Genomic DNA, 25,333 nt, shown 5'->3' on the forward strand with positions numbered 1-25,333 from the left:
AACTTAAGTCCACGGATCCCTCTTTAGAATTTTATGCGATACATTGACCGCTGATAAAAATCCGTCTTCATGAAATCCATACCTAAAGTAAGCACCCGCATAATAAATGGGTCCAGATTCATTTAATTCCTGTAAACGGTTTTGCCCAAGAGAGGCTTCTACAGAAAAAAGTGGATGTTCATAATCTATTTTTCGAATGATTTTGTTTTTTGCGACACGATTCGGATCATTGATGGTCACAAAATAATTTTGTTTTTTAGAAACGTTTTGCAAACGATTCATCCAATAAATTGTGTAAGGGTTTTGTTTTCCCGTTCCATCTTCTACAATTTTGTAGTTCCAACTTGACCAACAAGAGGCTAGGTTCGGCATATCACTCGCATCTGTATGTAAGGTGGCGGTGTTGTGTTGGTATTTGTAAAGTGGTAGGAGCTCCTTTTCCAAATTTGTAGGATTTCCTAACATTTTCGAAGAAATATGGCCATGAGTGGCAAGTAAAACCTTATCAAAAATCTGTTTTTTCCCTTCACCAAACACAAGTTCCACTTTCCCATCAGCCGTTCGGTTCACTTGTTTGACGGGACTATTCAATCGAAATCTGTCTTGGATCGGGGGGACGATACGTTTGATATATTCATGAGAACCGCCATCCACCGTATACCATTGGTGTTGGGTATTTAGCCCCAAAAATCCGTGGTTGTAAAAAAACCGAATGAGTGATTTAGCCGGAAATTCCAACATCAAATCGGGGGGTGTGGACCAAACGGCAGAACTCATAGGAATTAAATAAAAATTGAGAATATCTTTTCCATACCCGAATGCCTCCATGTACCGACCCAAATTCCAATCATCATATTTAGGATCGTCTAAAACCTTTGGGGCTGACTGATTGAACCTATCGATTTCGAGTAACATCTTGAGATACCGAGGCCGAAATAGATTCTTTTTCTGAGCAAATAAACCCGAAAGGCCTGACCCACAGAACTCCAGTTTGGTGGGATCATGTTGCACACTAAAAGACATATCTGATTTTTTAGTGGGAACATTTAATGTTTGAAAAAGCCTAAGAAGATTAGGATAAGTCACATGATTAAACACAATAAAACCGGTATCAATAGGGATCTGAATCCCTTCTTCTTCTACCATCACTGTGTTTGTATGACCTCCGATATAATCGGCGCTGTCAAAAATCGTTATATCAAAATCATTTTTTAAAAAATATGCGGAACCAAGACCTGCGATTCCTGTACCAACAATAGCTAAAGTTTCTTTCACTGATTTCCCTTTTGGTCATTAGACCGTTAGAGAAAGAGTTGGTTCATTTGTAGATGTACTTCTTCTGATTTCTTTTTTGCTACTTCACCAAAATGTTCTTCTAAAGAACTGAGAGTAATTCCCCGAGAAGAATTAATCAAGGAACGTTTTCCCGAAGCTTGCACTATCGATTTTAATTCCCCACCTTGCGCACCAAACCCAGGGATAAGAAAATACAATTCGGGATGGCGAGTCCGTAACGACTGAATCTCCGATGGATGAGTTCCTCCCACAACAAGTCCTACTTGGTCTGGGTACTCCTCCGCTAACTTTGCCATCTGGTCACTCACTTCTTCATAAAGATAAATGCCCTTACCCAAAAGTTTTTGTTTTTGGAAGTCCTGTGAACTAGGGTTTGATGTGAGTCCGAGAACAAAAATATAACCACCTAAGTCTAGGTACGGAACCAAACTATCTCGACCCATGTATGGATTGACAGTCAGGGCATCCACACCCAACGTTTCAAAAAAATACTTAGCATACTCTTTGGAAGTATTGGCCAGGTCCCCCCGTTTAGCATCCATCACAATCGGAACTTCTGGTGAAACCTCTTTCATCACTCGAATCATATGTTCTAATGCAAAATACCCCTCTGCCCCTATTCTTTCAAAAAAGGCCACATTGGGTTTCCATGCCGCTGCATAAGAATGTGTATAACGAATGATAGTTTCTGTAAAATGGACAAGTGGAGCTTTGGAATCCAAACTAATTTTTGGTAACTTTTCCAATTCGGGATCAAGACCAATACAAAGTAAAGATTGTAAATGATCTCTACGCGAATTATATTTTTGAATGAAATTAGACCTTGGTTTTAAATTCACTTGGATTCCTTAATTTGGATCTTTTGTTTTCTTTTTTCTAATTCTTTGTCTATATCTCGTTTTTTATAACGACCATAAATATGCCCAGGAATTACAGTCAGTGCAGTGATAGGGTTTGCTGCCACATCTCCAACTGCTCCTCCAACATATGTAGAATAAGCTGGCGTAAGTAATTCATAAGATGAATCGAGTTGCTCTTTGTCATTTTTTTCGGCAAAGTAATTAATGGCATCATCAGAGGCCCGTGCTTCATGATACAAAGCCCCAATCACAGGGATGGCATAAACAGCCGCATAAAGGGTTCTTTTTTCTCTTTGTGCAAAGTCTTTGGCATGCCCGCCTTCATGAATCACTACAGGAGGCAAATCAGAATAGACATTGATTGTGTTCGTAAAGGAATTATAATGATCACCGCCAATGGTTCCCGCAAACAAACGGCCTGGCAAAAAAGTATAAGCTAACAACGAAATGGATCCAAAAAAATATCGAACCACTGGATTGATGTTTTTATTTTTCGGAAGGCGCTTCCATTCCGAAAGTGGTGCATATTGGTTAAAACGCACCTTAACATCCCGTAAATTATTCTCTTTGATATAACGGATCAAATAATCTTTGGTTTCTTTGGAAATATGATGGTTGTCTGCTTTTAGGTTCCAAAGCACTAGTTTGGAAGGAAGTGAAAAAATCCAATTTCCAGTTTGGTCTAAGATCCAAACTGGTTCCCCTTCTTCAAATTGTGGATCGTCTTCTGCAAATTCAGGACTTGGTAAATAAGGGTTTCCGTAATTGTATTGTTTTTCTAAAGAATAACACTGCGTTACACTAAAACCAATCCAAATTAAAATAAAGAGAACTTGAAATTTCATAAACTCTCAAGAATTTCCTTTAATTTCGGATCCACTGGTTCTTGTTTGGCGGGGATTTGTTTTGGTTTTGTCGGCAATGTTTCCTTTAGTTCTTCCACTGGCAAACTTCCGTTAAATCCTGACAAAGATTCCAACTTAGTAAAAAATTCAGATAAGGAATTTCTTCCCAATTGGTTCAACTGATCTTCCCGATTCCCTCGAAAACCATTATACGGAACGTACCAGATTAGAGGTACAATCGTTAATAAACTTCCCGTTAAATAACAATTGGTGACATGTGAATCGATTTCATCATAAAAAGAAAATTCCTCTTCAGCATAACCTACAATTTGAACCCTTGCTTTCAAACGTACAAACGTTAAATTTTTAGAACATCTGTCAATTGAAGCTAACTGAAACTCGTCGATAAAAATCTTACCACCACGATCGATTAACAAAGGGAAACGGTTACCACGTAATGAAAGTTCTTTTCGTATCAAATAAGAAAGTGGGCCGTATTCATTTGGTAAACCTTCTGGCTGAAAAAAATACCCATCGTAGATTCCCATTTTCATTCGACTTTCATCTTTGACTAGAACCTGAATATGATCCATTTTTTTTATATAATCAAAAGATTTTTCATTTGGGAATGGACGGTAAACGCGAAGTGAAATCCCGCAACCCATTCCTAAAAAAGAAATGAGAATCAGTGAAATCGTATATAAATTCATTCTAAAAGACATAAGTATATCCGAAGTATAAATTCGAAACTAGGTAACTTCTGGAAGGACGTTTATCCCGGCCATCTGCTTCATAAAATGCAGAACTTAAATAATAATCTCTGACTCCCGAATCAAAAGACTCTGCGTTTAATGCACGAATCCCTGGAGCAGAAGATTCATTTGCCCTCCATATATATTGAATGATTTGTAGGCCTAAATGGAATTTGTGGTGTTCCAATGGTTGCCAGTTAAATTGCCCGAGCAAATCAATCCCTGTGATCGAAGTCTGGATTGGTTTTTCTGAAAATAAAGAATATGCCTCATCATTAATGGTGAGTCCTTCCCCAAATCTACGTGCCCCACCCGCTTGAGTCAGAACATCGCGTCTATAATTTAGTTTACCAAGAGGTGTAACAAACAATGCCCCTCCCAAATCATAAGACAACCCCTCTCCCAATTTGTGATAGAACCTAAACCCTGCACTTGGCGCTAGATATTGAATCGTATCTCGCATAACTCCTGTCTGCCCCAAAGATTGAGACGAAAAAACGGAATTGGTATGAAAGGTACCGGTCCTAAGACCAAAATCCCAACTAAAACCTATACTTTTTGAGTATTCTTCGTAGATTTTAACCACTAAGTTGTGTTCGGAATTATAAAGCCGATCGGAATGAATCGCTGATAATGGTCCAGAAGCAAAACCCAAAGAAAGATATTCGTTAGTTGTTTGAAATTGAAAGTAATTATATTCCAACCCCCATTTCGCTGACTTGTGTTTATATGCAATCCTAGGCGAAAAAGACCTGGAGTTTTCATAGGGATTTTTTAAATCGTAAGTAAAAGGAAGAGACCGAATGTTTTGATATCCAATCGGCGAACGAGGATAATACGGTGATCCTGCCTGAAAAGCGATACGTCCATCGTCTAACGCAGATTCTTTACCAGAAGAAAATACTCCAAACTGACTCATACCCCGAAATCCTATCTCCCAAGTTCCCAAATTCCACACCAAAGAACCGTTGTTAGTAGCAGGAATATCAGAAGTGATAGGATAGTTTTTTTGGACGTTTCGATCACGAAACTGGTCTTCGCGAATCCGTTTTACTTTCAAACGAAGTTCTTCTGCTTTTTTAGGATACCCTCGTTCCTCAAAAGATTCCGCCTCTAATTCCAATTTCGTTGCTTTTGTTTCCTGGGTCCAAAGAACAGGAATCCCAGATAGAGACAAAAAAAAGGAAAGGAAAAAGAAGGCAGGAATCTTTTTCACAAAGTTTTAGCCTTTTCGTTTGATATAAGCTTTTGCAAATTCAGGAAGTACAAAAGCCGCTTTGTGAATTTCTGGACTATAATATTTGAGGCCTTTAGGAACTCGTTTTGGATCTGGTGTTACCGAATAAGGATCAATCGCATTCGATAAAAATGTAAATCCAATGATTCCAGAAGGATACGTAGGAATGGTTGTGTAATAATAACCATACTCAGGAAAAATTTTAGGAATAAAATCGAAGAGGGAAGAGATCACATCTCCATGATACCAAAAAGATTCTGCTTGTGTGGCAATGATTCCCGTTGGTTTTAAGGCACTTGCCATGTCTCGAAAAAACGGTTCTTTGAACAAAACTTCCGCAGGACCTACAGGATCACTCGAATCCACAAGGATCACATCAAAACGACCTTTGTTGTCACGAGCAAATTTTGCTCCATCATCATAGTGGTGAATGACTTTAGGATCTTTCATGGCATCAGCACATTCAGGAAAATATTTATAACTAATATCCACAACTGCTTTGTCAATCTCGCATAACACAACTTCTTTGACAGAAGGGTGTTTTAATACTTCACGAACTGTTCCCCCATCTCCCCCACCAATCACAAGGACTGATTCCGGATTGGGATGGCTCATCATCGGAATATGGGCAATCATTTCATGATAAGAATGTTCGTCTTTGTTAGTAACCATCGTTACACCATCAAGTGTAAACATTCTGCCAAAGGATTGTGTTTCAAAAATATCGATTTTCTGGAACGGAGATTGTAGGCTTTCGATTGTTTTTGTTACCCGGTAACTTACAGCTCGCCCTTTTTCTAATTCCAATTTTTCGGTATACCAAATCTCCATTAATTTCTCCTAAGGTTTCTCTCTTTAAACCAGATTTGTTATGGGAATAAGGAGGTGTAGTTTTTTTTAAACTTTCTTTGTTTGTATGCAATTAAAAATTCAACTTGGCGGGAACTGGGTGTTTGGGTTCCATTGCCTTGTATGCAGAAATATTCTCGTGTTTTTTACCTACTTGGTTTTTTATCCATGCCACTTTTCATTTTGTTACTTGTTTTTGGTTATATCAAAATCAACGAAATGGTTAGCCAAGAAATCCACTGGGGCCACAACAAATCCTTTGCTTTTGGACAAGCTTCACGAGAAGGAAAACTCATTCTTCTTGCCGTCACTAAATCCCGATGTGAAATGTTACAGGGTTTGGAATGCGGTGAAGGAAAACCCGACCTTGGCACTTATGTACTCCTCAACTACACCCCAAGAGAACAAGAGTTCCAAACTCTGATTTTGGATGACAGATTTGCTTCTCTTAAAACAGAACCTCTCCCGCAATACTTTCTCCTCAATGCCTCTGGGGAAATCCGTCATATGTCAAAACAACTTCCCAGTGTGGAAGAAATGCAAAAACTTCCCAAAAAGGAATGATCTTTTTCCTCACTTAAATAAAATTCTCTTGCAAGTTCCCAAATCCCATATACCCTATGGGGTATAGACCCAGCGGAGGATTTATGTTAGGACTCACCGTTCACAGAAAAAAAAGTTTTGAAGAAACAATCACCGACACAACCGAAGCCTTAAAAAAAGAAGGTTTCGGGGTTCTTACCACCATCGATGTCAAAAACACTCTTAAAGAAAAAATTGGAGTGGAATTCAAACGTTACACCATCCTTGGAGCATGTAACCCTGGTTTTGCGCATAAAGCCTTACAAACCGCAGATGAAATTGGCTTATTACTTCCCTGCAACGTAGTGGTCACCGAAGAAAAAAACGGCGAAACCAAAGTTTCCATCTTTGATCCTATGACGATGACCAAACTGGTCCAAAATCCTGAACTTGAAAAAATTGCCAAAGAAGTCCAAGAAAAACTAATCCAAGTCATCCACCACTTACACGAATGAATTCGTTTTTTTGTTAAGTTTTGCGGGCGCCTCGCCAATGGGAATCAGTCTTCACATACTTTCCATTAGGCGATCCCGCTGTCCGCTCCAATCTTTCGCTTTGCGAAAGGATTTCCGCTACCATCGGTGGCGCGGGGGAGTTTTATCTTAACAACAAAACTCTATTTGTAACAAAACTTTTTTCACTACTTACAAAATGTTGGAGGGTTTTGTTTGGCACTTTTAACCCGAGTATAACAAACAGTAACTCCTTCTGTAGTCATTCCAAATAAATTCAAAGGGCCACCCACCGGATATTCTGCTGTAGAAGCAGGACCTTCTGACCAGTTGATATTATAATTTCCTTCACTTTGTTTGATGAGTGATCCCTTCACAACAGAACTAGTTTTTTTATAACAAGATTTGATATCCCGGTTGTTGCTAATGATGAGCCAAGCTGTGGCACTCGGGCCAGGATTTTGAACACAATTATTCGTTAATATCCAATTCCCTTCTAAAATCGTTTTTGATTCTTCTAGAGATGTTTTATCGCCCGACTGACAATAAAAAACGGTAACAGCCAAAACAAGAAAAAAAATAATTTTCTTCACAACGAACTCCTTTGTCGAAATTTATTATTTCTACAAGAGGATAGTAAAGACTAGAAAACGAGAGGTTTGTCAAACAGAAATGTGAGAATTTCCATTTATTTTTGTTAGGTTTCGTTTTTGTGAGTTTCCTGTTTTCTCGGAATCAAATTTTAAATTGTACAAAATTGAAAGTGAAAAATCGGAACTATTTCCTTTACAAAAAATCGTCCAGAAAACTCAATTTTTTTTCCCCTCTTCTGTCACAACCTTCCTTTTGGTGTGTATCCAATATAGAGGCCAAAAGTCCTCTAAGGAAACACTGATTATGTTAGAAAGTTTAAAAAGCCAAGGCCAAGATTTAATAACCCTGGAAAGCCTACCGCAAACGACAGCGATTGAAATTGCCATCGTTGAATGCGCCATTGAGGATTCTGAAAAGTACCACAATATGAGAAAACAAATGTTACCTCTAATGCAAAGCCAACCAGGTTTTTTAGCTTGGCGAGCCTTCCGGTCAAAAACTAGAGAAGGGATTCTTTTGGATCTTTTGTACTGGGAAAATGTAGAGGATTGCCATAAGGCTGGAGAATCACTCCAAAACATGGAAATAGGAAAAGAATTTTTCGCATTGATGAAACAGACTTTGGTCTTTGAAATGTTCGAACGGCAACCACTGTAATGAAAACAAACCAACCAGAGGAAATACAACTCATCGAAAGAGCGCGGACGGGAGACCGCCGTGCTTTGGAATCGTTACTTTCCGCAATACAAACTTGGATCTATAATGTCATTCGTCGTATCTTGTTGAATCCGCAAGAAGCGGAAGACCTTACTCAAGAAGTGCTTCTAAAAATTGCAACGAATCTTGCCGCATATGATCCAACTCGAGCCAGTTTTAAAACATGGGCTTATAGGATTTCCATAAATCACGCGTTAAATGGGAAAAGAGGGATGTTGGAAGAAATAACAACAGGCTTTTCAGACTATGCAAATGAATTAGAAAAAATGCCAAATATAGATATACCGGCAAACGAACTTTCTAGTCCAGAAAACTTAGTTTTGATAGAAGAAGCAAAGGCCTCTTGTACTTTGGGAATGTTATTATGTTTAGATAGAGAACAACGGATCGCTTTGATCCTTGCTGACTTAATGGGACTTAGTGATCGTGAAAGTTCGGCACTACTAAATATATCGAATGAAGCTTTTCGTAAACGATTGAGTCGAGCGAGAAAAGACCTCTACTCTTTTATGGATGACAAATGTGGACTTATGAACGAAAAAAATCCCTGTCGATGTTCCAAAAAAATGAAAAGTTTTCAAAACAATGGTTGGATCGATCCGACGAATCCTCGTTTTTCTATGCCACTCGTTCGCCGCCTGAAAGAACAAGTGAAGGAACTAAATTGCGAATATGAAGATTTCAATGAGCATAAGTACCAAGAAATATATCGCGATCATCCTTATTTTACAACTCCTCCCAAAATTTTGGAAGAGTTACTGGTAAAATATAGTCCGACAATTTAAGGCTCTATTTGGATAGAGGAGAATTCTTAAACCTTCTCCTCTTCTCCTCCTTTCCCACCTTCCGCTTGTTTACGAAACACTTCCAAAACCGCACAAAACAAAATCACTCCACCACCTAACCAAAGCCTTTCGGGAGGAACTTCTCCCAAAAAATACCATGCCGCCAAACTCCCGTAAATGGGACTTAGCGTTGACAAAGTCCCTGCCGTTGTCACTGACAAATTGGATAAACTGCGAATCCAAATGGTATGTGCAAGGGACGTAAAGACTCCCGCAAGAACCACTTGGAATACGAGGTATTTGGGTTCTGCGAGCATCACAAATAACCCATCGGCAAAGGGAAGGAGGACAAGGCTTGTGGCAATGAGTTGGGTAAAAAGAATTTGTGCACTCGGATAATGTACATGCATTTCTTTGGTAAGCAAATTGCGTATGGCATAAAGAACTGCAGAAATTACTCCCCAAACAACTCCTTGGAACATTTGGTTGTCCCAAGAAAGATCTGGCACAATAAGAAAGAGTCCAAAAAAAGAAAAACAGGCGAGAAAGAAGGCAAAGGGGTCAGGGCGTTTTCCACCAAACATTGGTTCTAAGATGGCAGAAAACACAGGATAGGTGAAAAGTGACAACATCCCCACAGCCACAGTGGAAACCTGGATGGAGTGAAAATACGTAACCCAATGCAGAGCAAATAAAATCCCAATCCCAAAAACAAACAAAAAGTCTTTAAAACTGCGATAGGAGACTGACTTTCCACGAAGCCAAAAAAACAAACCAAGGATTAGAACGGAAAACAGTGCGCGACCAGAGATAATTGTGACAGCTGGAAAGGGAAGGAGTTTGGCAAACAAAGTGACGTTCCCCATAATGAGGATCGTCAAATTGAGTTCTAAAACAGATCGTAAAAAACTAGGAGAAGAAGACTTCACTTCTACTTAGGATTCAACCCCCAAAAATTTGGCGATGGATTTTCTGTCTTTTTCTAAACTATGTTTGTGAATTTCTTCAATGGCCTTTTCGACAATGGGCGAGACAAATAGAAGACTAGAAACTACATCCACATCGTAAGAACGTTTGGATTCTGCCCCATCCTCTTCGTATTTACTTTTTCCTTTGATCACAAATACATTGTCTTTCCCTGGAGGAGAGATTTTAAATTCATGAGTGTTGGTAGTAATATCAAAAGTTGATTCTTCCAAAAGCGAAAGGTCATTTAAAGCCGCCGATAGAACGGCAGGCATGGATCCTTCCAAACTCACTTTTCGTTTTTGGCGAATGATATTCCCTTCTTTGGTTTCTTCTAACAAAGTTACATTTTTTAAATCAGGAAACTGATCTAGATGTTTGTATCTTTCCTCCCTTGCGTGCAAAAGTTTTTCAAGGGAAACGGGAAATGTATGAGTTACTTGGTATTTCACTATTTTTTCTTACCTTTCTTTTTCGCAGGTTTTGCTTTTTTACCAGCTTTCTTTACGGATTTTTTCACTGCCTTTTTCGCCGACTTCTTGTTAGCAGGTTTTGCAGCAGGTTTAGAAGTTTTTTTAGCAGAGGTTTTTGTTTTTGCCGATTGTGGTTTTGATGTCGGTTTCGAAACTTTTGGTTTAGAAGCAGCTTTTGCAGTACGATTGACTTGTTCCAAAAGCTCCTCATCTTCCCAATAAAAAACTTGGTCCGCAGGAGTTGACTGTTCCATCGCCATAGCTTGGGCTTCTAACAATGAATTGTTGGATTCATTGAAATTGGCCAACTTTTGGAATAACAAATTGATTTTTGGATCTTGAAATTTGTTACGAATGGTAGCATAAAAATTACGAGCGTCTTCCCCTTCTCTGATGGCAAGTTCTATCGCTTTTCTTTCGTCTGCTTTCACTTCTTCATTTTTATTTCGATCGAGTCTTTCCATTACCTTTTGGATGGTGGAAGAATGAAATTTTTCAATTTCAGAAAGTTGTTTTAAGTTAGGAAGTTCTTTCCCTTCTGCACTTTTATAGATTTCTTTGATGAATTTAATGTGCTCATCACCATCTAACGCAAGTTGGCTGAATAATTCTCTGATTTGACCTTCTGGCAAACTTTCGGAAAGTTTTAGATAAAAATTGAAACATTGAACCTCATGTTCAATCGCAGCCGCAACTGCCTCAATAAAGGATGTTTTTTTTAGTGATTTCATAATCCCATTCCCTGGTTTTTAAAAACCATAAGTACGATACTCGCGAGTTGCAAGTGAATCAAGTATTTTTCACAGTTTGAATATCAATCTCTTCTACCTTTGTAGCAGAATAGATTAGCAACTGCGCTATATAATAGGTTACCATAATTCCCATTGAAGCAGTGAATCTGTCCATTTCTGGTTTTAGAAACATAGAATAGGCAATGATCGAATCCGAAAGGATAAAAACCAGTGCCCCAATTAAACCCAAATAAAATGCTTTGGAGTTGGAGTTTCTAGCAGCAGCACGCCAACCCATTAGGCAAATGGCAGAAATATAAACACCAACGGGAACAAGTAGGGATCCTAACTTTGGTACAAGTATTAGAAAAAAGGAGCAACCAAAAAGTAAAAAGGGAATGGCAAGGATGGGTTTGATCTTTGAATCCAAGGTAAAAGCGTAAGAATAAATCAATTGTGCAATGAGAAAGGATCCAAGACCAAAAACAAAATATCCTTGTTGGGGTAAGGCCAAAAAACTATCGCCAAAAAGAGAAAACACAAGCCCTATCGCAATCAATTTGCCTCGTTTTTCCAAACTGGGGAAGTAGCGAAAAAGGGCCACAATGAGAATCAGTATGGGGATGATTTTGGACGGGAGATAAAAAACATCTTCTCTTGTGATCGTTGCGATCGCAAAAAGATGCACAATAGAATAGAGAACAAACAAAACAATTTCTTTAGCCATATTTCTTACTTTACAGGGATATCATTCTCGAGATTTCATCAGATGAAAGCCCGAGTGATCAGCCTATGAAACAAACACGACCCTTGTCCATCCTTTTCTTAATTTGTCTCTTATGGACCCAAACTTTATCCGCAAGAGAAGTGCCCTCTGGTGGCGAAATGTTGATTGATTTGATTTTAGCGCGCCCGATGGGACTTGCAGGAACCGTATTAGGAACTGCTGCTTTTATTGTAGCTTCCCCTTTTACATTAATGTCAGGTACGTTTTTACAATCAGGCAGACGACTAGTTGTTTATCCGGCAAAATTCACCTTCACACGTGGGTTAGGCGACTTTCCAGGGTATATGGAAGATTACCAAATCGTAGAGGAATAAATTGAACGAATTTTTATTTTCAGACTTTCCTGAAGTATCCACTGAGGATTGGAAAAACCAAATCCTAAAAGATTTAAAAGGCAGTCCTTGGGATAAAGTCACTTGGGAAACCGAAGAAGGTTTCAAAATTGAACCTTTCTACCGCAAAGAAGACCTTTCCAAACTTCCCCGAGTTTATAAACGAAATCCAGGCTGGCATGTCACAGAAATTGTTAGTGCTGAATCTGAACTCACCAACCTTTCCAAAAATGGGGCTGATGCTGTAGTTCTAGTTGCTGAAACACAAAACGAGAAATCGCCGACACTAAAAATTAACTCCTCTGCTGACCTTGAAAGATTGGCTGGCCTTACAGGAAACCTTCCCCTAGTGGTTGCTTTGGGTGATAAAACACCAACTTTCTCGGACTCATTAAAGAAACTTATTTCTTCGCATAACACTGTACTCAGTGATTTTGACCCTTATGGATCTGCTTTAAAAAACGGAGAATTAGGAACCGATGAAAATACAATAGGCAAAACCCTCTCTTCACTTGCAGGAACCAAAGGATTTGCGGGAGTGGGCATTCATAGTTATTACCTTCGTGATGCTGGCGCCTCTATTGGACAAGAACTGGCTTATTCTCTTTCTTGGGGAGTGGATTATTTAAACCGCCATCTTGATGCCGGTGTTTCCATCGAAGAGGCAAGTTCCAACCTTTGGTTTTGGATGGGAATTGGTTCTGACTATTTCACAGAAATTGCAAAATTTCGTGCATTTCGTATCCTTTGGACTGAAATCTTAAATGCATACAAACCAGGTCTTGGGGAAACACTTCCTGCCCTGATTGTCGCAAGAACTTCCAATTTTCAATTCACGGCTTACGACCCACATGTAAATATGTTAAGAGGAACCACCTCTGCCATGTCTGCTGTAATGGGCGGGGCTGACTTTGTTACCGTATTACCATTTGATTCCGAATACTCCGCACAACAAGAGTTAGGCAAACGAATCGCAAGAAATTCCCAACTCCTCCTCCGTTACGAATCCTTCCTAGACAAAGTAGAAGACCCAGCTGCCGGATCTTATTATCTAGAAGTGCTCACAAAAAAATTAGCGGAAACTGCTTGGGCTAAATTTCAGGAATTGGAGAAAGATGGTGGGTTTGGAGAGGCACTGAAAAATGGATCCATCCAAAAAGAAATTAGTGTCCGTGCAGAGAAAAAAAGAAATGCCCTGGCCAACAAAAAAGAAATTTTACTGGGAACAAACCAATACCCTCTCGCTTCCGAAAGACACCCAGAACTAAAAAGTTCTCTAGAAGAAACGAAAGGACAAATCTCTACCCAAAAACAAAGTACCTATTTACGACTTCTACCGGTTCGTCTTTCCTATGAATTTGACAAGTGGAGAAATCTCACAGATAATCATGTGGCGGAAGGGAAAAAACTTCCAAAAGTTTTTTTACTCACCATTGGGGATCTGACCATGAGAAAAGCTCGCGCTGGTTTTAGTTCCAATTTCCTTGGTTGCCTTGGATATGAAATCATAGACAACTTAGGATTTTCTTCTGTGAAAGATGGGGTAACAAAGGCCAAAGAACAGGGATGCGAAATCGTTGTCCTTTGTTCGTCTGACGAAGAGTATGCGGCATACCTTCCTGAATTTGCCTCGGAAATGAAATCCCTACTTCCCAACTCTTGGAAACTCCTGGCAGGATACCCAAAAGATCTCATCACCCAAGCAGAATCGCTCGGAATCGACGACTTCATCCATATGAAACGAAACATCGTGGAATTTATGGAAAAAGCCCAAACCAAATGGATCGGGAAATAAACATGAACAAACCAAATTTTGCAAATACTCCCCTTTCTTTTAGCGAAGGAAAACCGGATCCCAAGTCCATTTCCCTTTGGCAAACAGCAGAAGGAATCTCCATCCAATCTCGTTATGCGAAAACGGATTTGGAAGGAATGGAACATCTAAACTATGCGGCAGGGATTCCTCCTTACCTACGTGGCCCTTATTCCACAATGTATGTGAATAAACCTTGGACCGTCCGCCAATATGCTGGGTTTTCCACAGCGGAAGAATCCAATGCCTTTTATCGTAGAAATTTAGCTGCCGGACAAAAAGGTCTTTCTGTTGCCTTTGACCTTGCCACTCACCGTGGTTACGACTCTGACCATGAACGTGTGGTGGGAGATGTGGGAAAGGCCGGTGTGGCCATCGATTCGGTTCTGGATATGAAAATCCTCTTCGACCAAATCCCTCTGGACCAAATGTCTGTTTCCATGACTATGAATGGTGCAGTCATCCCGGTCCTTGCCTTCTACATAGTGGCGGCAGAAGAACAAGGTGTCTCTAAAGACAAACTTTCTGGAACCATCCAAAATGATATTTTGAAAGAGTTTATGGTGCGTAACACTTACATTTACCCACCGAAACATTCCATGAAAATCATTGCTGATATCTTTGGTTATACTTCCAAGTACATGCCTAAGTTTAATTCCATTTCCATTTCGGGATACCATATGCAAGAAGCGGGTGCTACGGCAGACTTAGAACTTGCTTATACACTTGCCGATGGATGGGAATACATCAAAACAGGAATTGCTTCAGGACTTTCTGTGGATGAGTTTGCCCCTCGCCTATCTTTTTTCTGGGCCATCGGGATGAACCATTTTATGGAGATCGCGAAGATGCGTGCGGGAAGGCTTCTTTGGGCAAAAATAGTCAACCAGTTCCAACCCAAATCGACTAAGTCTTTGGCTCTACGAACACATTGCCAAACCTCTGGTTGGTCACTCACGGAACAAGACCCTTTCAACAACGTAGGAAGGACTTGTATCGAAGCGATGGCAGCAGCTCTTGGTCACACACAATCTCTACATACAAATGCACTGGATGAAGCCATTGCCCTTCCTACTGACTTCTCAGCAAGGATTGCAAGAAATACACAAATTTATCTCCAAGAAGAAACTAACATCCACCGAGTCATCGACCCTTGGGGTGGTTCTTTTTATGTAGAAAAACTCACAAACGATTTAGTCCACAAAGCCTGGGCCCTCATCACCGAAGTACAAAAGTTAGGTGGTATGGCAGAGGCAATCGAAACAGGAATTCCTAAGATGCGAATCGAAGAAGCATCGGCAAGAAAACAAGCCCGTATCGATTCTGGAAAGGATGTGATTGTTGGGGTCAACCGGTTCCGTTTGGATAAGGAAGCCCCTCTTGATATTTTAGACATTGATAATACTGCCGTTCGGATTGCCCAAATCAAACGATTGGAACAAATGAAAAAAGATAGGGATAGTTCTGCCGTAGAAGCTGCGTTAAACGCCATTACCAAATGTGCTGAAACCGGTGAAGGGAACCTTCTTGAACTCGCAGTGGATGCTGCACGAAAACGTGCTTCTCTTGGTGAAATTTCTTATGCAATGGAAAAAGTATTTGGGAGGTACAAAGCTGTGATTCGTTCTATCTCTGGAGTGTATTCCTCTGAAATTTCCGAAGACAAAGGGTATTTAGAAGCAAGAGACCTTGCAGATGAATTTGCCAAATTAGAAGGTCGCCGTCCACGGATCATGGTTGCCAAAATGGGACAAGACGGACACGACCGTGGTGCCAAAGTAATCTCCACTAGTTTTGCGGATATGGGCTTTGACGTTGATATCGGGCCACTTTTCCAAACACCAGCCGAAGTCGCCAAACAAGTAGTAGAGAATGACTGCCATATTTTGGGAGTATCTTCCCTTGCTGCCGGTCACAAAACTCTCGTACCACAAGTGATTGAAGAGTTAAAAAAACTGGGAGCAGAAGATGTGCTCGTGGTTGTGGGAGGAGTGATTCCTGCCCAAGACTACGACTTCCTCTACAAATCAGGTGCTACGGCCATTTTTGGACCGGGAACTGTGATTTCAGAAGCTGCCAAACAAATTCTGAACATCCTTCTTGGTGAAAGAAGAGCTGCCTAAGTTCTAAATTAGACAAGGGTCTTATCCCACCAAACACCGATTTGCTGAAATTTATCAGTGGATCGGTGTTTATTAGGATCTTTTATAAAAAATCAATATGGAAACACCAAACGAGGACATTGGCAAAAAGAATCAGGATTCTGGTAAAACGAATCCCAAATCGGCACTTTCTGTCAATCCAGGTGTGGCCGATGCCCCAGCCATTTCTCCTTACATCCGTGACCAAAGAAAAACATTAAGCCGCAAAGAAATTTCTGTAGTCGAACTTGCCGAAGGGATTCTTTCGGGAAACCGCACCCACCTCTCCAAAGCCATCACACTTGTGGAAAGTAATTTAGAAGTCCATAATGACAAAGCCCAAGCCGTCCTAGAACTTGTGATGCCAAAAGTGGGAAATTCCATTCGGATTGGGATCACTGGTGTTCCCGGGGTTGGTAAATCTACCTTTATCGAAAGTTTTGGAAGTTACCTTCTAGAACAAAATCATAAATTGGCCGTCCTTGCCATTGACCCGAGTAGCCAAAGAACCAAAGGTTCCATACTCGGTGACAAAACAAGGATGGAGATTCTTTCCAAATCAGAAAATGCCTTCATCCGCCCTTCACCTAGTAGTGGTTCTCTGGGAGGAGTTGCTAGAAAAACTCGTGAATCCATGTATCTTTGTGAAGCTGCCGGATTCGATACCATCATCATAGAAACTGTAGGTGTCGGACAATCCGAAACCCAAGTCCACTCCATGGTGGATTTCTTTTTATTACTCATGTTAGCCGGTGCCGGAGACGAACTCCAAGGAATCAAACGAGGAATTATGGAAATGGCAGACCTGATTGCTATTAATAAAGCGGACGGAGCCAATGAACCTTTTGCGATGCGTGCTCGTGTGGAGTACGAATCAGCCCTCCACCTTTTCCCAATGCCAGAATCCAAATGGACACCTAGAGCCACCACTTGCAGTGGGATTGGCGGAAAAGGAATTGATGAAATCTGGAAACTGATTTTAGATTATATTTCTACCACAAAAACAAACGGATATTATGCGAAAAATCGCGAAAACCAAACCCGGATGTGGTTTGAAGAAACTCTGAGAGAAGCGGTTTTAGAAAAGTTCTTTATGCAACCAGGTAAAAAAGAATCCATTTTGGAATCGGAAAAAAAATTGATGTTGGGACAATCCACACTTCTAAAAGAAATCAAACGATTGATGGAATGACAAAAAAAACCACCGTGGCGGTCACACACGATGGCGTTTGCAAGGGGGCAAATAGATTGTCAAATGGAAATCGTTCGCTAGTACCAATCAATGAATAGGAAAGACTGGCATATAAGGTTTCATTTTACCGGAACATTTAGGGATTGTCTATGTACCAAATGGTATAAAAATTAAAAGGCTATGATGGCAACTAATCCAAAATAGCGGGTTTTAGTTGAGTTTACAAAATCCAATTCATTAGAAATACGAGTGCGATGTACACACCAAACCAAAGCACAAACCTTAGTTTGACCCAAAAAATAGAGATCCAATCCATAGTCTCAGCTTGCAATTGTAAGTATTTAGGTAAGTTGATCTTCGGATGATATCGTAATTCCTAGGGTTTGTCCATTTACCAGATGGTATAAAAGTCAGAATTGCAAATTAGTATTTAGAAAGTCAAAAAAATGCTTTTAGAAAATTCCAAATTGCCTGGCTTTTTTCACCATTTGTACCCGAGTGTTCACTTGAAGTTTTTTATAGATAGCTTTGATCTGTTGGCGGACGGTTCCAACTGTGGTTCCAAATAATGAGGCAATTTGGTTTGGGTTGTCTCCTTCCACAATGAGTTCTAAAATTTGCCTTTCCCTCGGAGTGAGGACTTCTACACCCACTCCCAAATCTTGGTTTGTTTGGGGTTTACGAAAACTTAACAACACTTTTGCGGCTATGGAAGGAGAAATTACACTTCCCCCTTCAAGAATTGTTTGAATGGTCTCTGGTAAAGAATCCAGTTCGGATTTCCAAATATAACCAGAGGCCCCATTCCTAAGAGCAGAAAAAATGGCATCATCGGTTTGTAAGGCAGAAATCACAAGGCTCTTTCTTGCCTCAACGGCATGGTAGGTTTTGAGTACATCAATTCCACTCATGCCAGGAAGTCCAATATCCAATATTAACAGGTCCCATACCTTGGATTGTCCATTGGCCCAAAATTCTTCTGCAGAATTCCAAGTAGATAAGTGAAAATTTGGATATTGTTCCAAAACTCCGCATAACGAGAGGAGAAAATCTAAATTATCTTCGATGATACCAATATAAATAGGATTCATAAATAAAATAAACTGAAAGGAAGTTTCATTTCGATTTGGTAAGGAGATTCGGTGATTTTAATATTTCCATTCAAAGATTTAATTCTATGGTGTAATCCTTGTTCACCAATGCCGAAAAGAACACCTACTACTTCTCCATCTTGGTTTTTAGTTTTCGTCCATTTTTCTGAATTCTCCAAACTTTGTGACTCAGTAGTAAATTGAAATTCTAAATGGTCCAAATTTCGTTCGATCCTCCAAGTGGAAATCCCATTCCCATACCGTAAATCATTGGTTGTAATTTCTTTAAAAATTTGAAGGATATGGTGGGCCATCTCTGGATCTTCTATTTTAATAATAGGTTCTTCGCCGTGACCGACCCACTCTAAATTTACATTTCGCCCCGCCAGTTTGTATCTTTTTTTGATCGATAATTTGATTCCGTCTAACAAGGACTCTTGGAACAATTCCCTTTGGTTTTCTTCCTGTACTTGAGTACGTAAAGATTGTAGAGCTGACTCGGAAAGCTGTTTTAGTTTGTGTAGATGAGTTTCGGTAACTTCTCCTTGTGACTTTTCCATTTTTTGTGTAAGCAAAACTAAATCAGTAAGCCTTGAACCCAAACTATCATGAATGTCTTGGAAAAAAGTTCGACGTTTCTCTTCGAGTAACATTCCCCGGTAAGCAGCTATGTACCGAGTGCGAAACCACCAATGGTTTAAGAAAAATGCAACTAGAAACAATGGGAATATGGTGGACATCTCTCTCCAAGTTTCCATTGGGATGGTTGTTTCGTTGGCATAGTAAACCCTAAGGATGTAAAGCAGAAGTACGATGGACCATTCGAAGATATACTGCCATACAAGACCTGGATAAAAGAAGGAAGATGTTGCAAGTAAGGCAGTAATGGTAAGCCAATTTCTGGGATCAAAATAGGGAATCGAAGGATCGTGAAATCCAGTTTCAATTTCGACCAATACCAAAAGAAAAAAAGTTAAACGAACCACTATGGGAGCAAAACTAAAAAAACCTCTATAAAAAAAGGAGGTCAAAACCAAAATGAAACTAAGTACGAGTTGGATGGCAGATAAAATACAATTTGTTTGGTCTTCCGCATTCCATTCTAAATACACACTTTGGATATAAGCCAAACAATATGCAAATCCTAGGAAATATAGTTTGCTAATAATCTCAGAATAAACTGCAAGAAGAGAAATCGGTTCCAAAGGAATCCCTCGGAAAAGAGCCAAAAACTTTTGCAACATAGGTGTTACCTGAGATTAAAACCGTTTATCGGGTGGAAACCTAATTCAGATTAAATGGCCAATCGACCGATATGATCTAATAGAAGTTTTTGGTCATCATCGAACATCTGACTGAATTCAAGTCCCACTTCATAAAAAGCCCCTTCCCCAAATTCTTCCAATCGGACCACCTTTGCCTTAGGGTACAAAACGTACTTAACATCAGGGAATCTTAATTCTAATTCCAAACGAGTTCCAAGTGGCATTGGTTCTTTTGTACGGAATAATAACCCACCTTCAGAAATGTCTTGGGAATCACCTTCCCCTTTATCTTTAGGTAAAAATTGGGCCGAGCCGGCCCCCGATTGGATCACACGGTAAGTGAGATGGACTTTTTCGGAGATTCGTTTGTAGATTCGGCGTTCGCTGGACATGTAAGCAAGAGAACACCGAATTCAAAGTTTGGGCAAGTTTAAATTTATGCCAAAGTATTTCCTAGGAGAAAGGTTTAGTCCTCTAAATCCTCTGGACGAATTTCATAATCAGGGCGGAAAGCTCCCTCAATTTTTTCGCGGATGCGGTCAATGTACCCAAACACAGCCGGGACCACAATCAGAGTGATGAGTGTGGAAAGGACAAGACCCCCAATGATCGCAATCCCCATAGCGGTTCTTGATTTAGAAGCCTCACCAATTCCAAGTGCAATAGGCAAAGTTCCTGCAATCATCGCAAGGGAAGTCATTAAGATAGGACGGAGACGTTTGGATCCGGCATCAAAGATGGCTTCATCTCTTGTCATTCCATGTTCTTTCATGGCAAGCATTGCATGGTCTACAAGAAGGATGGAGTTTTTGGCCACAAGTCCCATAAGTAGGATAAGTCCAATCATACTAAATAAATTCAACATCTCACCAGTAAGTGCTAGTGCAAAGAAGGCTCCCGAAATCGCAGGTGGGATCGCAAATAAAATCGTAATCGGTGTGATAAAAGATTCATAAAGTGAAGCTAACACCAAATAGATGAAGATGATTGCCATTCCAAAAGCGAGGACTATGTTTTGTAATAGTTCCTTAAAGTCTTCCGATTGTCCCACAAACGAATATGTGATTCCAGGTGGCGGTGGAAGTTTTTCTTTTAGAATTTTGGTTGCTGCCTCCGATGCAGAAGCAATGGCCCCACCTGGTGCCAAGTTTGCATTGATAGGAACTACCCGAGACCTGTCTTCTCGAATGATCCGCGCAGGTGAACTACTTTCTTTTCCATCGGCGATGGCATTCAGAGGAATGAGTTTGTTTTGAATGTTCGGCACTCGAGTTTCATAGAATGACTTTCGTAAGTTTCGTTGGTCTTCTTTCAGCCTAAGTCTTACATCATATTCGATTCCATTTTCTAAATACTTAGCGACTTCTCCACCTTCGATATGGTAACGAAGTTCGGCTCCCATGACCCCGGCCACAACCCCAACGGTTTGCATTTTTGCTCGGTTTGGCACAACTTGGAATTCCGGTTTTCCGGTTCTGTAAGTTGTGTCCACATCAGTAAGGTCAGGAATTTTTCGTAATTCTTCCATGACTTTAAATGAATATGCCTCTAGGTCTTTTAAGTTTTCACCTTTTAGATTTAAGTTAAAGGGATATTGAACTCCACCACCTATCGCCGAATAGTCGTTTACTTTAGGTCTTGCTTGCGGGTATTGTTTTAGATATTCACGAATTTGGTCTTTGACATCAACTGTGGTGCGTTTGCGGTATTCGGAAGGAAGGAGAGCCACGCCAATAGTGGCGATGTTTGATTCTCCATCACTATTCCCTACAACCGTTGCCAAAAGTTCCAACTCCGGTACCGTTTTAATAATGGCATTCTGAATTTCTTTTACCACTTCCGCTGTCCCTTGTAAGGAAGTTCCTGGTGCCATTTCCACATTGACCATAAACTCACCTTGGTCGTTGGCTGGTAAGAAGGTCTTTTTCACAAATGCGAGGGAAAAAATACTAGTAATTAGTGTAAGAAAGGTTAACAAAATCACTGCCCAAGGTTTTTTTAGGGCAAATTTCATAATGATTCCGTACATTCTGTCCAGAAAATCCTGAAACTTATCAAAGTTACGAAGGACTATATTCTTCTTTTTATGGATATCGGTTTTCCCTGCAAAATAAGCAGATAACATTGGAGCGACGGTCAATCCATCAAATAACGAAATGATCATCGCAAAAACTACAGTGAGGCCAAATTGTTTGAAAAACTGCCCCACAATCCCGGATAAAAATCCAATGGGAAGGAATACAGCAATTACAGTTAAGGAAGTTCCGATTACCGCAAGAGTAACCTCTTCTGTTCCTTTCCTTGCAGCAACAATCACCGATTCCCCTTCTTCTAGTTTACGGAAAATATTTTCCCGAACTACAATGGCATCATCCACAAGAAGTCCCACGGCAAGGGAAAGAGCAAGTAAAGTCATTACGTTCATGGTAAATCCCATAGCATACATAATGATAAAGGCACCTAACATAGAGTTGGGGAGTGCCATCCCTGTAATTAAGGTGGAACGAACGTTTCCAAGAAAAAGATAAACTACGATGACGGCTAGTAAGATCCCAAGGATGATGGCAATCGTTACATCTTCAATATTGGCGCGAATCCATTTGGATCCATCCCGAATGAGGATGACTTTTGGGGCGCCTTTTAGGTCTTTGATCTGTGCGTTGATAGTATCAATTTTTCCAAGGATCCCATCGGCCACTTCCACAGTGTTGGCACCTGACTGTTTGTACACATCCAAGAAGAGAGCTGTTTTTTGAATTCTTTCTTTTTTAGGTGGTTCGTATTTGAATAATAACTTTCCAATGATTGAGGGTTCTTCATGTTCTTCCGTTTTGATGGGAGCATATAACATACCCAATGTTTGGCGGTCCTGAAGAGTGTCCTTAACTTGCCCAAGGTCTTTGACTAAAATCCCTCTCCCAAATTCTCCCCCAAAGGATACAACTGTGTTTTCAATTTGAGATAAGGATTCATACTTAGCAACTGTTCGAAAGGAAGTTTCTTTATCTCCACCTTCCACTTTACCTGCTGGGATATTGACACCTGAGTTTTTGATTTGGTTCCCAATGGCAATGGCTGGGACTTGGTAGGAATTGATTTTGTTACGATCTAGTTCAATGTGAATTTCCCTGCGAGAACCGCCGATGATTTTCACTGCACCAACGTTATTCACCTGCTCTAGTTTGGTTTTAATTTTTTCTTTTGCCAAATCATAGAGTTCCCCTTCCGGTAAATCAGCAAAAAGAGAAATCCTCATGATTGGTTGGTCGGAAGGATCAAACCTCTGGACTAATGGTTCTTTAGAAGATTCGGGGAATAGAGGTTTAACCCGGGCCGTTTTATCACGTACTTGTTGTTCGGCATATTTAATGTCTGTGGTTAAGTTGAATTCCGCAAACACCATAGAGATCCCTTCTTGGTTTCTTGAAGTGATCCGTTTGAGGCCGGAAATAGAACTGAGTTCCTCTTCCAATGGTTTGGATATGGAAGTCTCAATTTCTTCCGGTCCAGCTCCTGGATACACTGTCGAAACTACGACAAAGGGAATATTGATGTCGGGGAAAAGATCAACACCGATTCGTTTTAAGGAAATAAATCCTGTAATCACCATAATGATGACTAACGAAGAAATAAAAATGGGACGTTTGATGGAAAAGGAAGCTATACTCATAATACCCTTTCTTTATTTGAGAATTTTATATTCTTGAAGGCAGGCAATGCCAGAACTTTCTCTATAAGTAGACAGTAATGTTGATTTACTATTCAAAATTTTCGTTCGATTTTCAAACTTTTCTTCTACAAAACTATCCGGGCAAACATCACTCAATAAAAGAACGGAATCAAAATCTGTCCATTCCTTCCAACGATATTTGTTATCATTACGAACCATCCCTTGTTTATATGTTTTTAGTTTCATGGCAAGATCGAAATCTGAGGCGAGCACCCGACCGCGAGAACTATACTTTTCTTCAAAATGGAAGGCATTGATGAGGATGTACTTTTTATCAGGTACGATCTGTTCGGAGATCTCTCTTGCTGGTTGGAAATCACTCGCATTCATCCCTCGATAACAAAACATCTTTGTTTCATAAAATTTCCCTGACAAAATTCCTTGAGAATACATGGAATTCGAAAACACAAAAAGTGAAGTTAGAAGGAATACAGAAACCGACGCCAACCTTTCTATTTTTGTCTCAGCTAACTCGTACAAACGTAAAATCCAAAGAAAACTCAAAAGTCCAATGGCAGGGATAAACTGCAACACATGCCTTGGTTGTTTATTTCCTGTAGTCAGTTCTAAAATGAGAAGTTCCAAAAACAAAATCAAAGTCCCCGCAAGAAGAGGATCTTTTAATTTCGAAGGAAATTTGGTTCCAGATCGAAACAAAAAATAAAGAAGAGATAAAACAGAAAAAATGATTAGGGTTCGAAATCCCCATATAAAATCGAATATCCCTGGAACAGAAGGATCAAGTCCTGGTTCTGTCCAAAGTGTTAAGAAAAAACTTCGTGTGTATGCATTCACAATCATTTGGGCATCAATGAGTGCATTGACCCGGTCTGGGTTCATAAATAACCATAAAAAGGCAGGGAAAATCGCATAAATCCAAAGAACCACAGCGGTTTTTGGAAATACTTTTTTAACTTCATCTCGTTTACGGAAAAAATAAATGGATAAATCAACAAACAAGAGAAAGGTGATTCCAAACATAAACTGTTTGAATCCTTTTTGGTTAAGATTGATTTTTGTAACTACCCTTAAAATAGGTAAAGAAAATACCATAAGCACCACAAAAACTAAATACACCAACCTTAAACCTTTCGCATAATGTTTTAATAAATATACAAATGCATCTTTGTATTTAGCAGGGGACCTTAGTAATTCATAGGCAAAACATGCCATAAAAAATAAAATTCCATACGGATACTTAGTAAAATAGAAACCAAACAAAGAAAAGAATACAAGCCACTTCGTACTGGAATCAATATCCGATTCTCTGTTGTCCACGTCGTACAAACGGTAGATTGCATAAACAGAAAACAATAGAAAAAACATGGATTGTGTTTCTAACATGGAAGAAAGCGAATAAGCTGGCACTTCTCCCGTTTGGATGGTAAGGATAAATATCAGTCCCGAGAGAATTCCTGCCCATAACAAGGATTTTGTGATACGATAAGAGATATAAACCAAACCAGGATACACTAAAATTAAAAAGAATAAACCTAAAAAAGAATCTCGATAGGTTTCATAAGCATCGATTGGTAGGTAAAGTGTAACAAAAGTTAGGACCGAACGAAGTGGAGGCCAAGTGGGGCTTTCCAAAAATGGCATTATCCCGCGAAACCAACTCCCATTCCGAAAATCAACATACTGATCCAAAACTTGATTGAGTCTGATGTTTTCATCCCAAGATAAAAAATCTTTGTTGGGACAAAGATTAAGGAAAGTCTCCCAAGACTTTGTAGCATAGAACACTACCAGAGAAACTCCGAAAATGATGAAAATAAACCCCAAAACACTGGGAAGAATGTTTTTTGCCTTCATACCAATCCTTGGAATCATTCTTTCTCCC

The 25,333-nt window shown here is 39.8% G+C and carries 24 protein-coding genes; 8 read left to right on the forward strand and 16 right to left on the reverse strand.

Annotated features, from left to right (window positions below):
* Window positions 1-3 precede the first annotated feature (3 nt).
* From EHQ31_RS08990 to speE, 6 genes are read right to left on the reverse strand one after another with little or no spacing between them, the layout of a single operon-like run.
* Complete coding sequence (locus tag EHQ31_RS08990) at window positions 4-1,275, reverse strand: NAD(P)/FAD-dependent oxidoreductase (protein WP_135568499.1); 1,272 nt, start codon at window positions 1,273-1,275, stop codon at window positions 4-6.
* Between the two features lie 26 nt (window positions 1,276-1,301).
* Window positions 1,302-2,135 carry an orotidine-5'-phosphate decarboxylase gene (gene pyrF, locus EHQ31_RS08995; RefSeq protein WP_135568500.1) on the reverse strand — a complete coding sequence of 278 codons (834 nt, stop codon included), beginning with the start codon at window positions 2,133-2,135 and terminating at the stop codon, window positions 1,302-1,304.
* Window positions 2,132-3,001 carry a hypothetical protein gene (locus tag EHQ31_RS09000; RefSeq protein WP_135568501.1) on the reverse strand — a complete coding sequence of 290 codons (870 nt, stop codon included), beginning with the start codon at window positions 2,999-3,001 and terminating at the stop codon, window positions 2,132-2,134. Before EHQ31_RS09000 ends, pyrF begins: the two co-directional genes overlap by 4 nt.
* Window positions 2,998-3,723 (reverse strand): hypothetical protein, encoded by a 726-nt coding sequence (locus tag EHQ31_RS09005; RefSeq protein ID WP_135568502.1) that lies wholly within the window; start codon window positions 3,721-3,723, stop codon window positions 2,998-3,000. Before EHQ31_RS09005 ends, EHQ31_RS09000 begins: the two co-directional genes overlap by 4 nt.
* Window positions 3,713-4,969 carry a hypothetical protein gene (locus EHQ31_RS09010; RefSeq protein ID WP_135568503.1) on the reverse strand — a complete coding sequence of 419 codons (1,257 nt, stop codon included), beginning with the start codon at window positions 4,967-4,969 and terminating at the stop codon, window positions 3,713-3,715. Before EHQ31_RS09010 ends, EHQ31_RS09005 begins: the two co-directional genes overlap by 11 nt.
* Window positions 4,970-4,975: 6 nt before the next feature.
* On the reverse strand, window positions 4,976-5,821 hold the full coding sequence (speE, locus tag EHQ31_RS09015) for a polyamine aminopropyltransferase (protein ID WP_004787861.1): 846 nt from the start codon (window positions 5,819-5,821) through the stop codon (window positions 4,976-4,978).
* Window positions 5,822-5,962: 141 nt separating this feature from the next.
* On the opposite strand from speE, the gene EHQ31_RS09020 reads away from it, so the two are divergent.
* Together EHQ31_RS09020 and EHQ31_RS09025 are read left to right on the forward strand one after the other, a co-directional pair.
* Window positions 5,963-6,403 carry a hypothetical protein gene (locus EHQ31_RS09020; RefSeq protein WP_135568504.1) on the forward strand — a complete coding sequence of 147 codons (441 nt, stop codon included), beginning with the start codon at window positions 5,963-5,965 and terminating at the stop codon, window positions 6,401-6,403.
* Window positions 6,404-6,486: 83 nt separating this feature from the next.
* Complete coding sequence (locus EHQ31_RS09025; RefSeq protein WP_135568505.1) at window positions 6,487-6,876, forward strand: DUF302 domain-containing protein; 390 nt, start codon at window positions 6,487-6,489, stop codon at window positions 6,874-6,876.
* Between the two features lie 185 nt (window positions 6,877-7,061).
* Here the strand turns inward: EHQ31_RS09025 and EHQ31_RS09030 are convergent, their stop codons facing one another.
* A complete protein-coding gene (locus tag EHQ31_RS09030) occupies window positions 7,062-7,466 on the reverse strand; it encodes a hypothetical protein (protein ID WP_135568506.1) in 405 nt (134 codons plus the stop codon).
* Window positions 7,467-7,770: 304 nt separating this feature from the next.
* Here EHQ31_RS09030 and EHQ31_RS09035 point away from each other — a divergent pair, with 304 nt between their 5' ends.
* Together EHQ31_RS09035 and EHQ31_RS09040 are read left to right on the forward strand one after the other, a co-directional pair.
* Window positions 7,771-8,124 carry an antibiotic biosynthesis monooxygenase family protein gene (locus tag EHQ31_RS09035; RefSeq protein WP_135568507.1) on the forward strand — a complete coding sequence of 118 codons (354 nt, stop codon included), beginning with the start codon at window positions 7,771-7,773 and terminating at the stop codon, window positions 8,122-8,124.
* On the forward strand, window positions 8,124-8,969 hold the full coding sequence (locus EHQ31_RS09040) for an RNA polymerase sigma factor (RefSeq protein WP_135568508.1): 846 nt from the start codon (window positions 8,124-8,126) through the stop codon (window positions 8,967-8,969). Before EHQ31_RS09035 ends, EHQ31_RS09040 begins: the two co-directional genes overlap by 1 nt.
* Window positions 8,970-8,995: 26 nt before the next feature.
* Here EHQ31_RS09040 and EHQ31_RS09045 read toward each other — a convergent pair whose 3' ends face one another.
* The 4 genes from EHQ31_RS09045 to EHQ31_RS09060 form a co-directional block, all read right to left on the reverse strand.
* Complete coding sequence (locus tag EHQ31_RS09045) at window positions 8,996-9,835, reverse strand: DMT family transporter (RefSeq protein WP_135568560.1); 840 nt, start codon at window positions 9,833-9,835, stop codon at window positions 8,996-8,998.
* A gap of 69 nt (window positions 9,836-9,904) precedes the next feature.
* The gene (locus EHQ31_RS09050) at window positions 9,905-10,387 is read right to left on the reverse strand and encodes a DUF2505 family protein (RefSeq protein ID WP_135568509.1); all 483 of its coding nucleotides are present in this window, start codon (window positions 10,385-10,387) and stop codon (window positions 9,905-9,907) included.
* Window positions 10,387-11,139, reverse strand: coding sequence for a ferritin-like domain-containing protein (locus EHQ31_RS09055; protein WP_135568510.1), 753 nt, complete (start codon window positions 11,137-11,139; stop codon window positions 10,387-10,389). The genes EHQ31_RS09050 and EHQ31_RS09055 overlap by 1 nt, the downstream gene beginning before the upstream one ends.
* Before the next feature lie 58 nt (window positions 11,140-11,197).
* Window positions 11,198-11,866 (reverse strand): lysoplasmalogenase, encoded by a 669-nt coding sequence (locus EHQ31_RS09060; protein WP_135568511.1) that lies wholly within the window; start codon window positions 11,864-11,866, stop codon window positions 11,198-11,200.
* A gap of 65 nt (window positions 11,867-11,931) precedes the next feature.
* Here EHQ31_RS09060 and EHQ31_RS09065 point away from each other — a divergent pair, with 65 nt between their 5' ends.
* From EHQ31_RS09065 to meaB, 4 genes are all read left to right on the forward strand, one after another.
* A complete protein-coding gene (locus tag EHQ31_RS09065) occupies window positions 11,932-12,240 on the forward strand; it encodes a hypothetical protein (protein ID WP_135568512.1) in 309 nt (102 codons plus the stop codon).
* A gap of 1 nt (window position 12,241) precedes the next feature.
* Window positions 12,242-14,053: a methylmalonyl-CoA mutase family protein gene (locus tag EHQ31_RS09070; RefSeq protein ID WP_135568513.1), complete on the forward strand. Its 1,812-nt coding sequence runs from the start codon at window positions 12,242-12,244 to the stop codon at window positions 14,051-14,053.
* 2 nt (window positions 14,054-14,055) lie between these two features.
* A complete protein-coding gene (gene scpA / locus EHQ31_RS09075; protein WP_135568514.1) occupies window positions 14,056-16,194 on the forward strand; it encodes a methylmalonyl-CoA mutase in 2,139 nt (712 codons plus the stop codon).
* Between the two features lie 97 nt (window positions 16,195-16,291).
* Entirely contained in the window at window positions 16,292-17,404 is a 1,113-nt protein-coding gene (meaB, locus tag EHQ31_RS09080) for a methylmalonyl Co-A mutase-associated GTPase MeaB (RefSeq protein WP_135568515.1), read from the forward strand.
* Between the two features lie 452 nt (window positions 17,405-17,856).
* Here the strand turns inward: meaB and EHQ31_RS09085 are convergent, their stop codons facing one another.
* The 5 genes from EHQ31_RS09085 to EHQ31_RS09105 all read right to left on the reverse strand — a co-directional run bounded on the left by EHQ31_RS09085 (window position 17,857) and on the right by EHQ31_RS09105 (window position 25,323).
* The gene (locus tag EHQ31_RS09085; protein ID WP_135568516.1) at window positions 17,857-18,495 is read right to left on the reverse strand and encodes a response regulator transcription factor; all 639 of its coding nucleotides are present in this window, start codon (window positions 18,493-18,495) and stop codon (window positions 17,857-17,859) included.
* Window positions 18,492-19,739 (reverse strand): sensor histidine kinase, encoded by a 1,248-nt coding sequence (locus tag EHQ31_RS09090; RefSeq protein WP_135568517.1) that lies wholly within the window; start codon window positions 19,737-19,739, stop codon window positions 18,492-18,494. Before EHQ31_RS09090 ends, EHQ31_RS09085 begins: the two co-directional genes overlap by 4 nt.
* A gap of 50 nt (window positions 19,740-19,789) precedes the next feature.
* Window positions 19,790-20,152: a PilZ domain-containing protein gene (locus EHQ31_RS09095; RefSeq protein WP_135568518.1), complete on the reverse strand. Its 363-nt coding sequence runs from the start codon at window positions 20,150-20,152 to the stop codon at window positions 19,790-19,792.
* 74 nt (window positions 20,153-20,226) lie between these two features.
* Window positions 20,227-23,430, reverse strand: coding sequence for an efflux RND transporter permease subunit (locus EHQ31_RS09100; protein ID WP_135568519.1), 3,204 nt, complete (start codon window positions 23,428-23,430; stop codon window positions 20,227-20,229).
* A gap of 12 nt (window positions 23,431-23,442) precedes the next feature.
* Entirely contained in the window at window positions 23,443-25,323 is a 1,881-nt protein-coding gene (locus EHQ31_RS09105) for a hypothetical protein (RefSeq protein WP_135568520.1), read from the reverse strand.
* Window positions 25,324-25,333 lie beyond the last annotated feature (10 nt).

It is taken from the genome of Leptospira montravelensis (assembly GCF_004770045.1).
Taxonomy (GTDB): domain Bacteria; phylum Spirochaetota; class Leptospiria; order Leptospirales; family Leptospiraceae; genus Leptospira_A; species Leptospira_A montravelensis.

Excerpts from the sequence above, each read along its gene's own strand:
- EHQ31_RS09000 (WP_135568501.1), bottom strand. The coding sequence starts at position 3,001 with ATGAAATTTCAAGTTCTCTTTATTTTAATTTGGATTGGTTTTAGTGTA.
- EHQ31_RS09005 (WP_135568502.1), bottom strand. The coding sequence starts at position 3,723 with ATGTCTTTTAGAATGAATTTATATACGATTTCACTGATTCTCATTTCT.
- speE (WP_004787861.1), bottom strand. The coding sequence starts at position 5,821 with ATGGAGATTTGGTATACCGAAAAATTGGAATTAGAAAAAGGGCGAGCT.
- EHQ31_RS09020 (WP_135568504.1), top strand. The coding sequence starts at position 5,963 with ATGCAGAAATATTCTCGTGTTTTTTACCTACTTGGTTTTTTATCCATG.
- EHQ31_RS09025 (WP_135568505.1), top strand. The coding sequence starts at position 6,487 with ATGTTAGGACTCACCGTTCACAGAAAAAAAAGTTTTGAAGAAACAATC.
- EHQ31_RS09035 (WP_135568507.1), top strand. The coding sequence starts at position 7,771 with ATGTTAGAAAGTTTAAAAAGCCAAGGCCAAGATTTAATAACCCTGGAA.
- EHQ31_RS09040 (WP_135568508.1), top strand. The coding sequence starts at position 8,124 with ATGAAAACAAACCAACCAGAGGAAATACAACTCATCGAAAGAGCGCGG.
- EHQ31_RS09045 (WP_135568560.1), bottom strand. The coding sequence starts at position 9,835 with ATGGGGAACGTCACTTTGTTTGCCAAACTCCTTCCCTTTCCAGCTGTC.
- EHQ31_RS09055 (WP_135568510.1), bottom strand. The coding sequence starts at position 11,139 with ATGAAATCACTAAAAAAAACATCCTTTATTGAGGCAGTTGCGGCTGCG.
- EHQ31_RS09060 (WP_135568511.1), bottom strand. The coding sequence starts at position 11,866 with ATGGCTAAAGAAATTGTTTTGTTTGTTCTCTATTCTATTGTGCATCTT.
- EHQ31_RS09065 (WP_135568512.1), top strand. The coding sequence starts at position 11,932 with ATGAAACAAACACGACCCTTGTCCATCCTTTTCTTAATTTGTCTCTTA.
- scpA (WP_135568514.1), top strand. The coding sequence starts at position 14,056 with ATGAACAAACCAAATTTTGCAAATACTCCCCTTTCTTTTAGCGAAGGA.
- meaB (WP_135568515.1), top strand. The coding sequence starts at position 16,292 with ATGGAAACACCAAACGAGGACATTGGCAAAAAGAATCAGGATTCTGGT.
- EHQ31_RS09085 (WP_135568516.1), bottom strand. The coding sequence starts at position 18,495 with ATGAATCCTATTTATATTGGTATCATCGAAGATAATTTAGATTTTCTC.
- EHQ31_RS09090 (WP_135568517.1), bottom strand. The coding sequence starts at position 19,739 with ATGTTGCAAAAGTTTTTGGCTCTTTTCCGAGGGATTCCTTTGGAACCG.
- EHQ31_RS09095 (WP_135568518.1), bottom strand. The coding sequence starts at position 20,152 with ATGTCCAGCGAACGCCGAATCTACAAACGAATCTCCGAAAAAGTCCAT.
- EHQ31_RS09100 (WP_135568519.1), bottom strand. The coding sequence starts at position 23,430 with ATGAGTATAGCTTCCTTTTCCATCAAACGTCCCATTTTTATTTCTTCG.
- EHQ31_RS09105 (WP_135568520.1), bottom strand. The coding sequence starts at position 25,323 with ATGATTCCAAGGATTGGTATGAAGGCAAAAAACATTCTTCCCAGTGTT.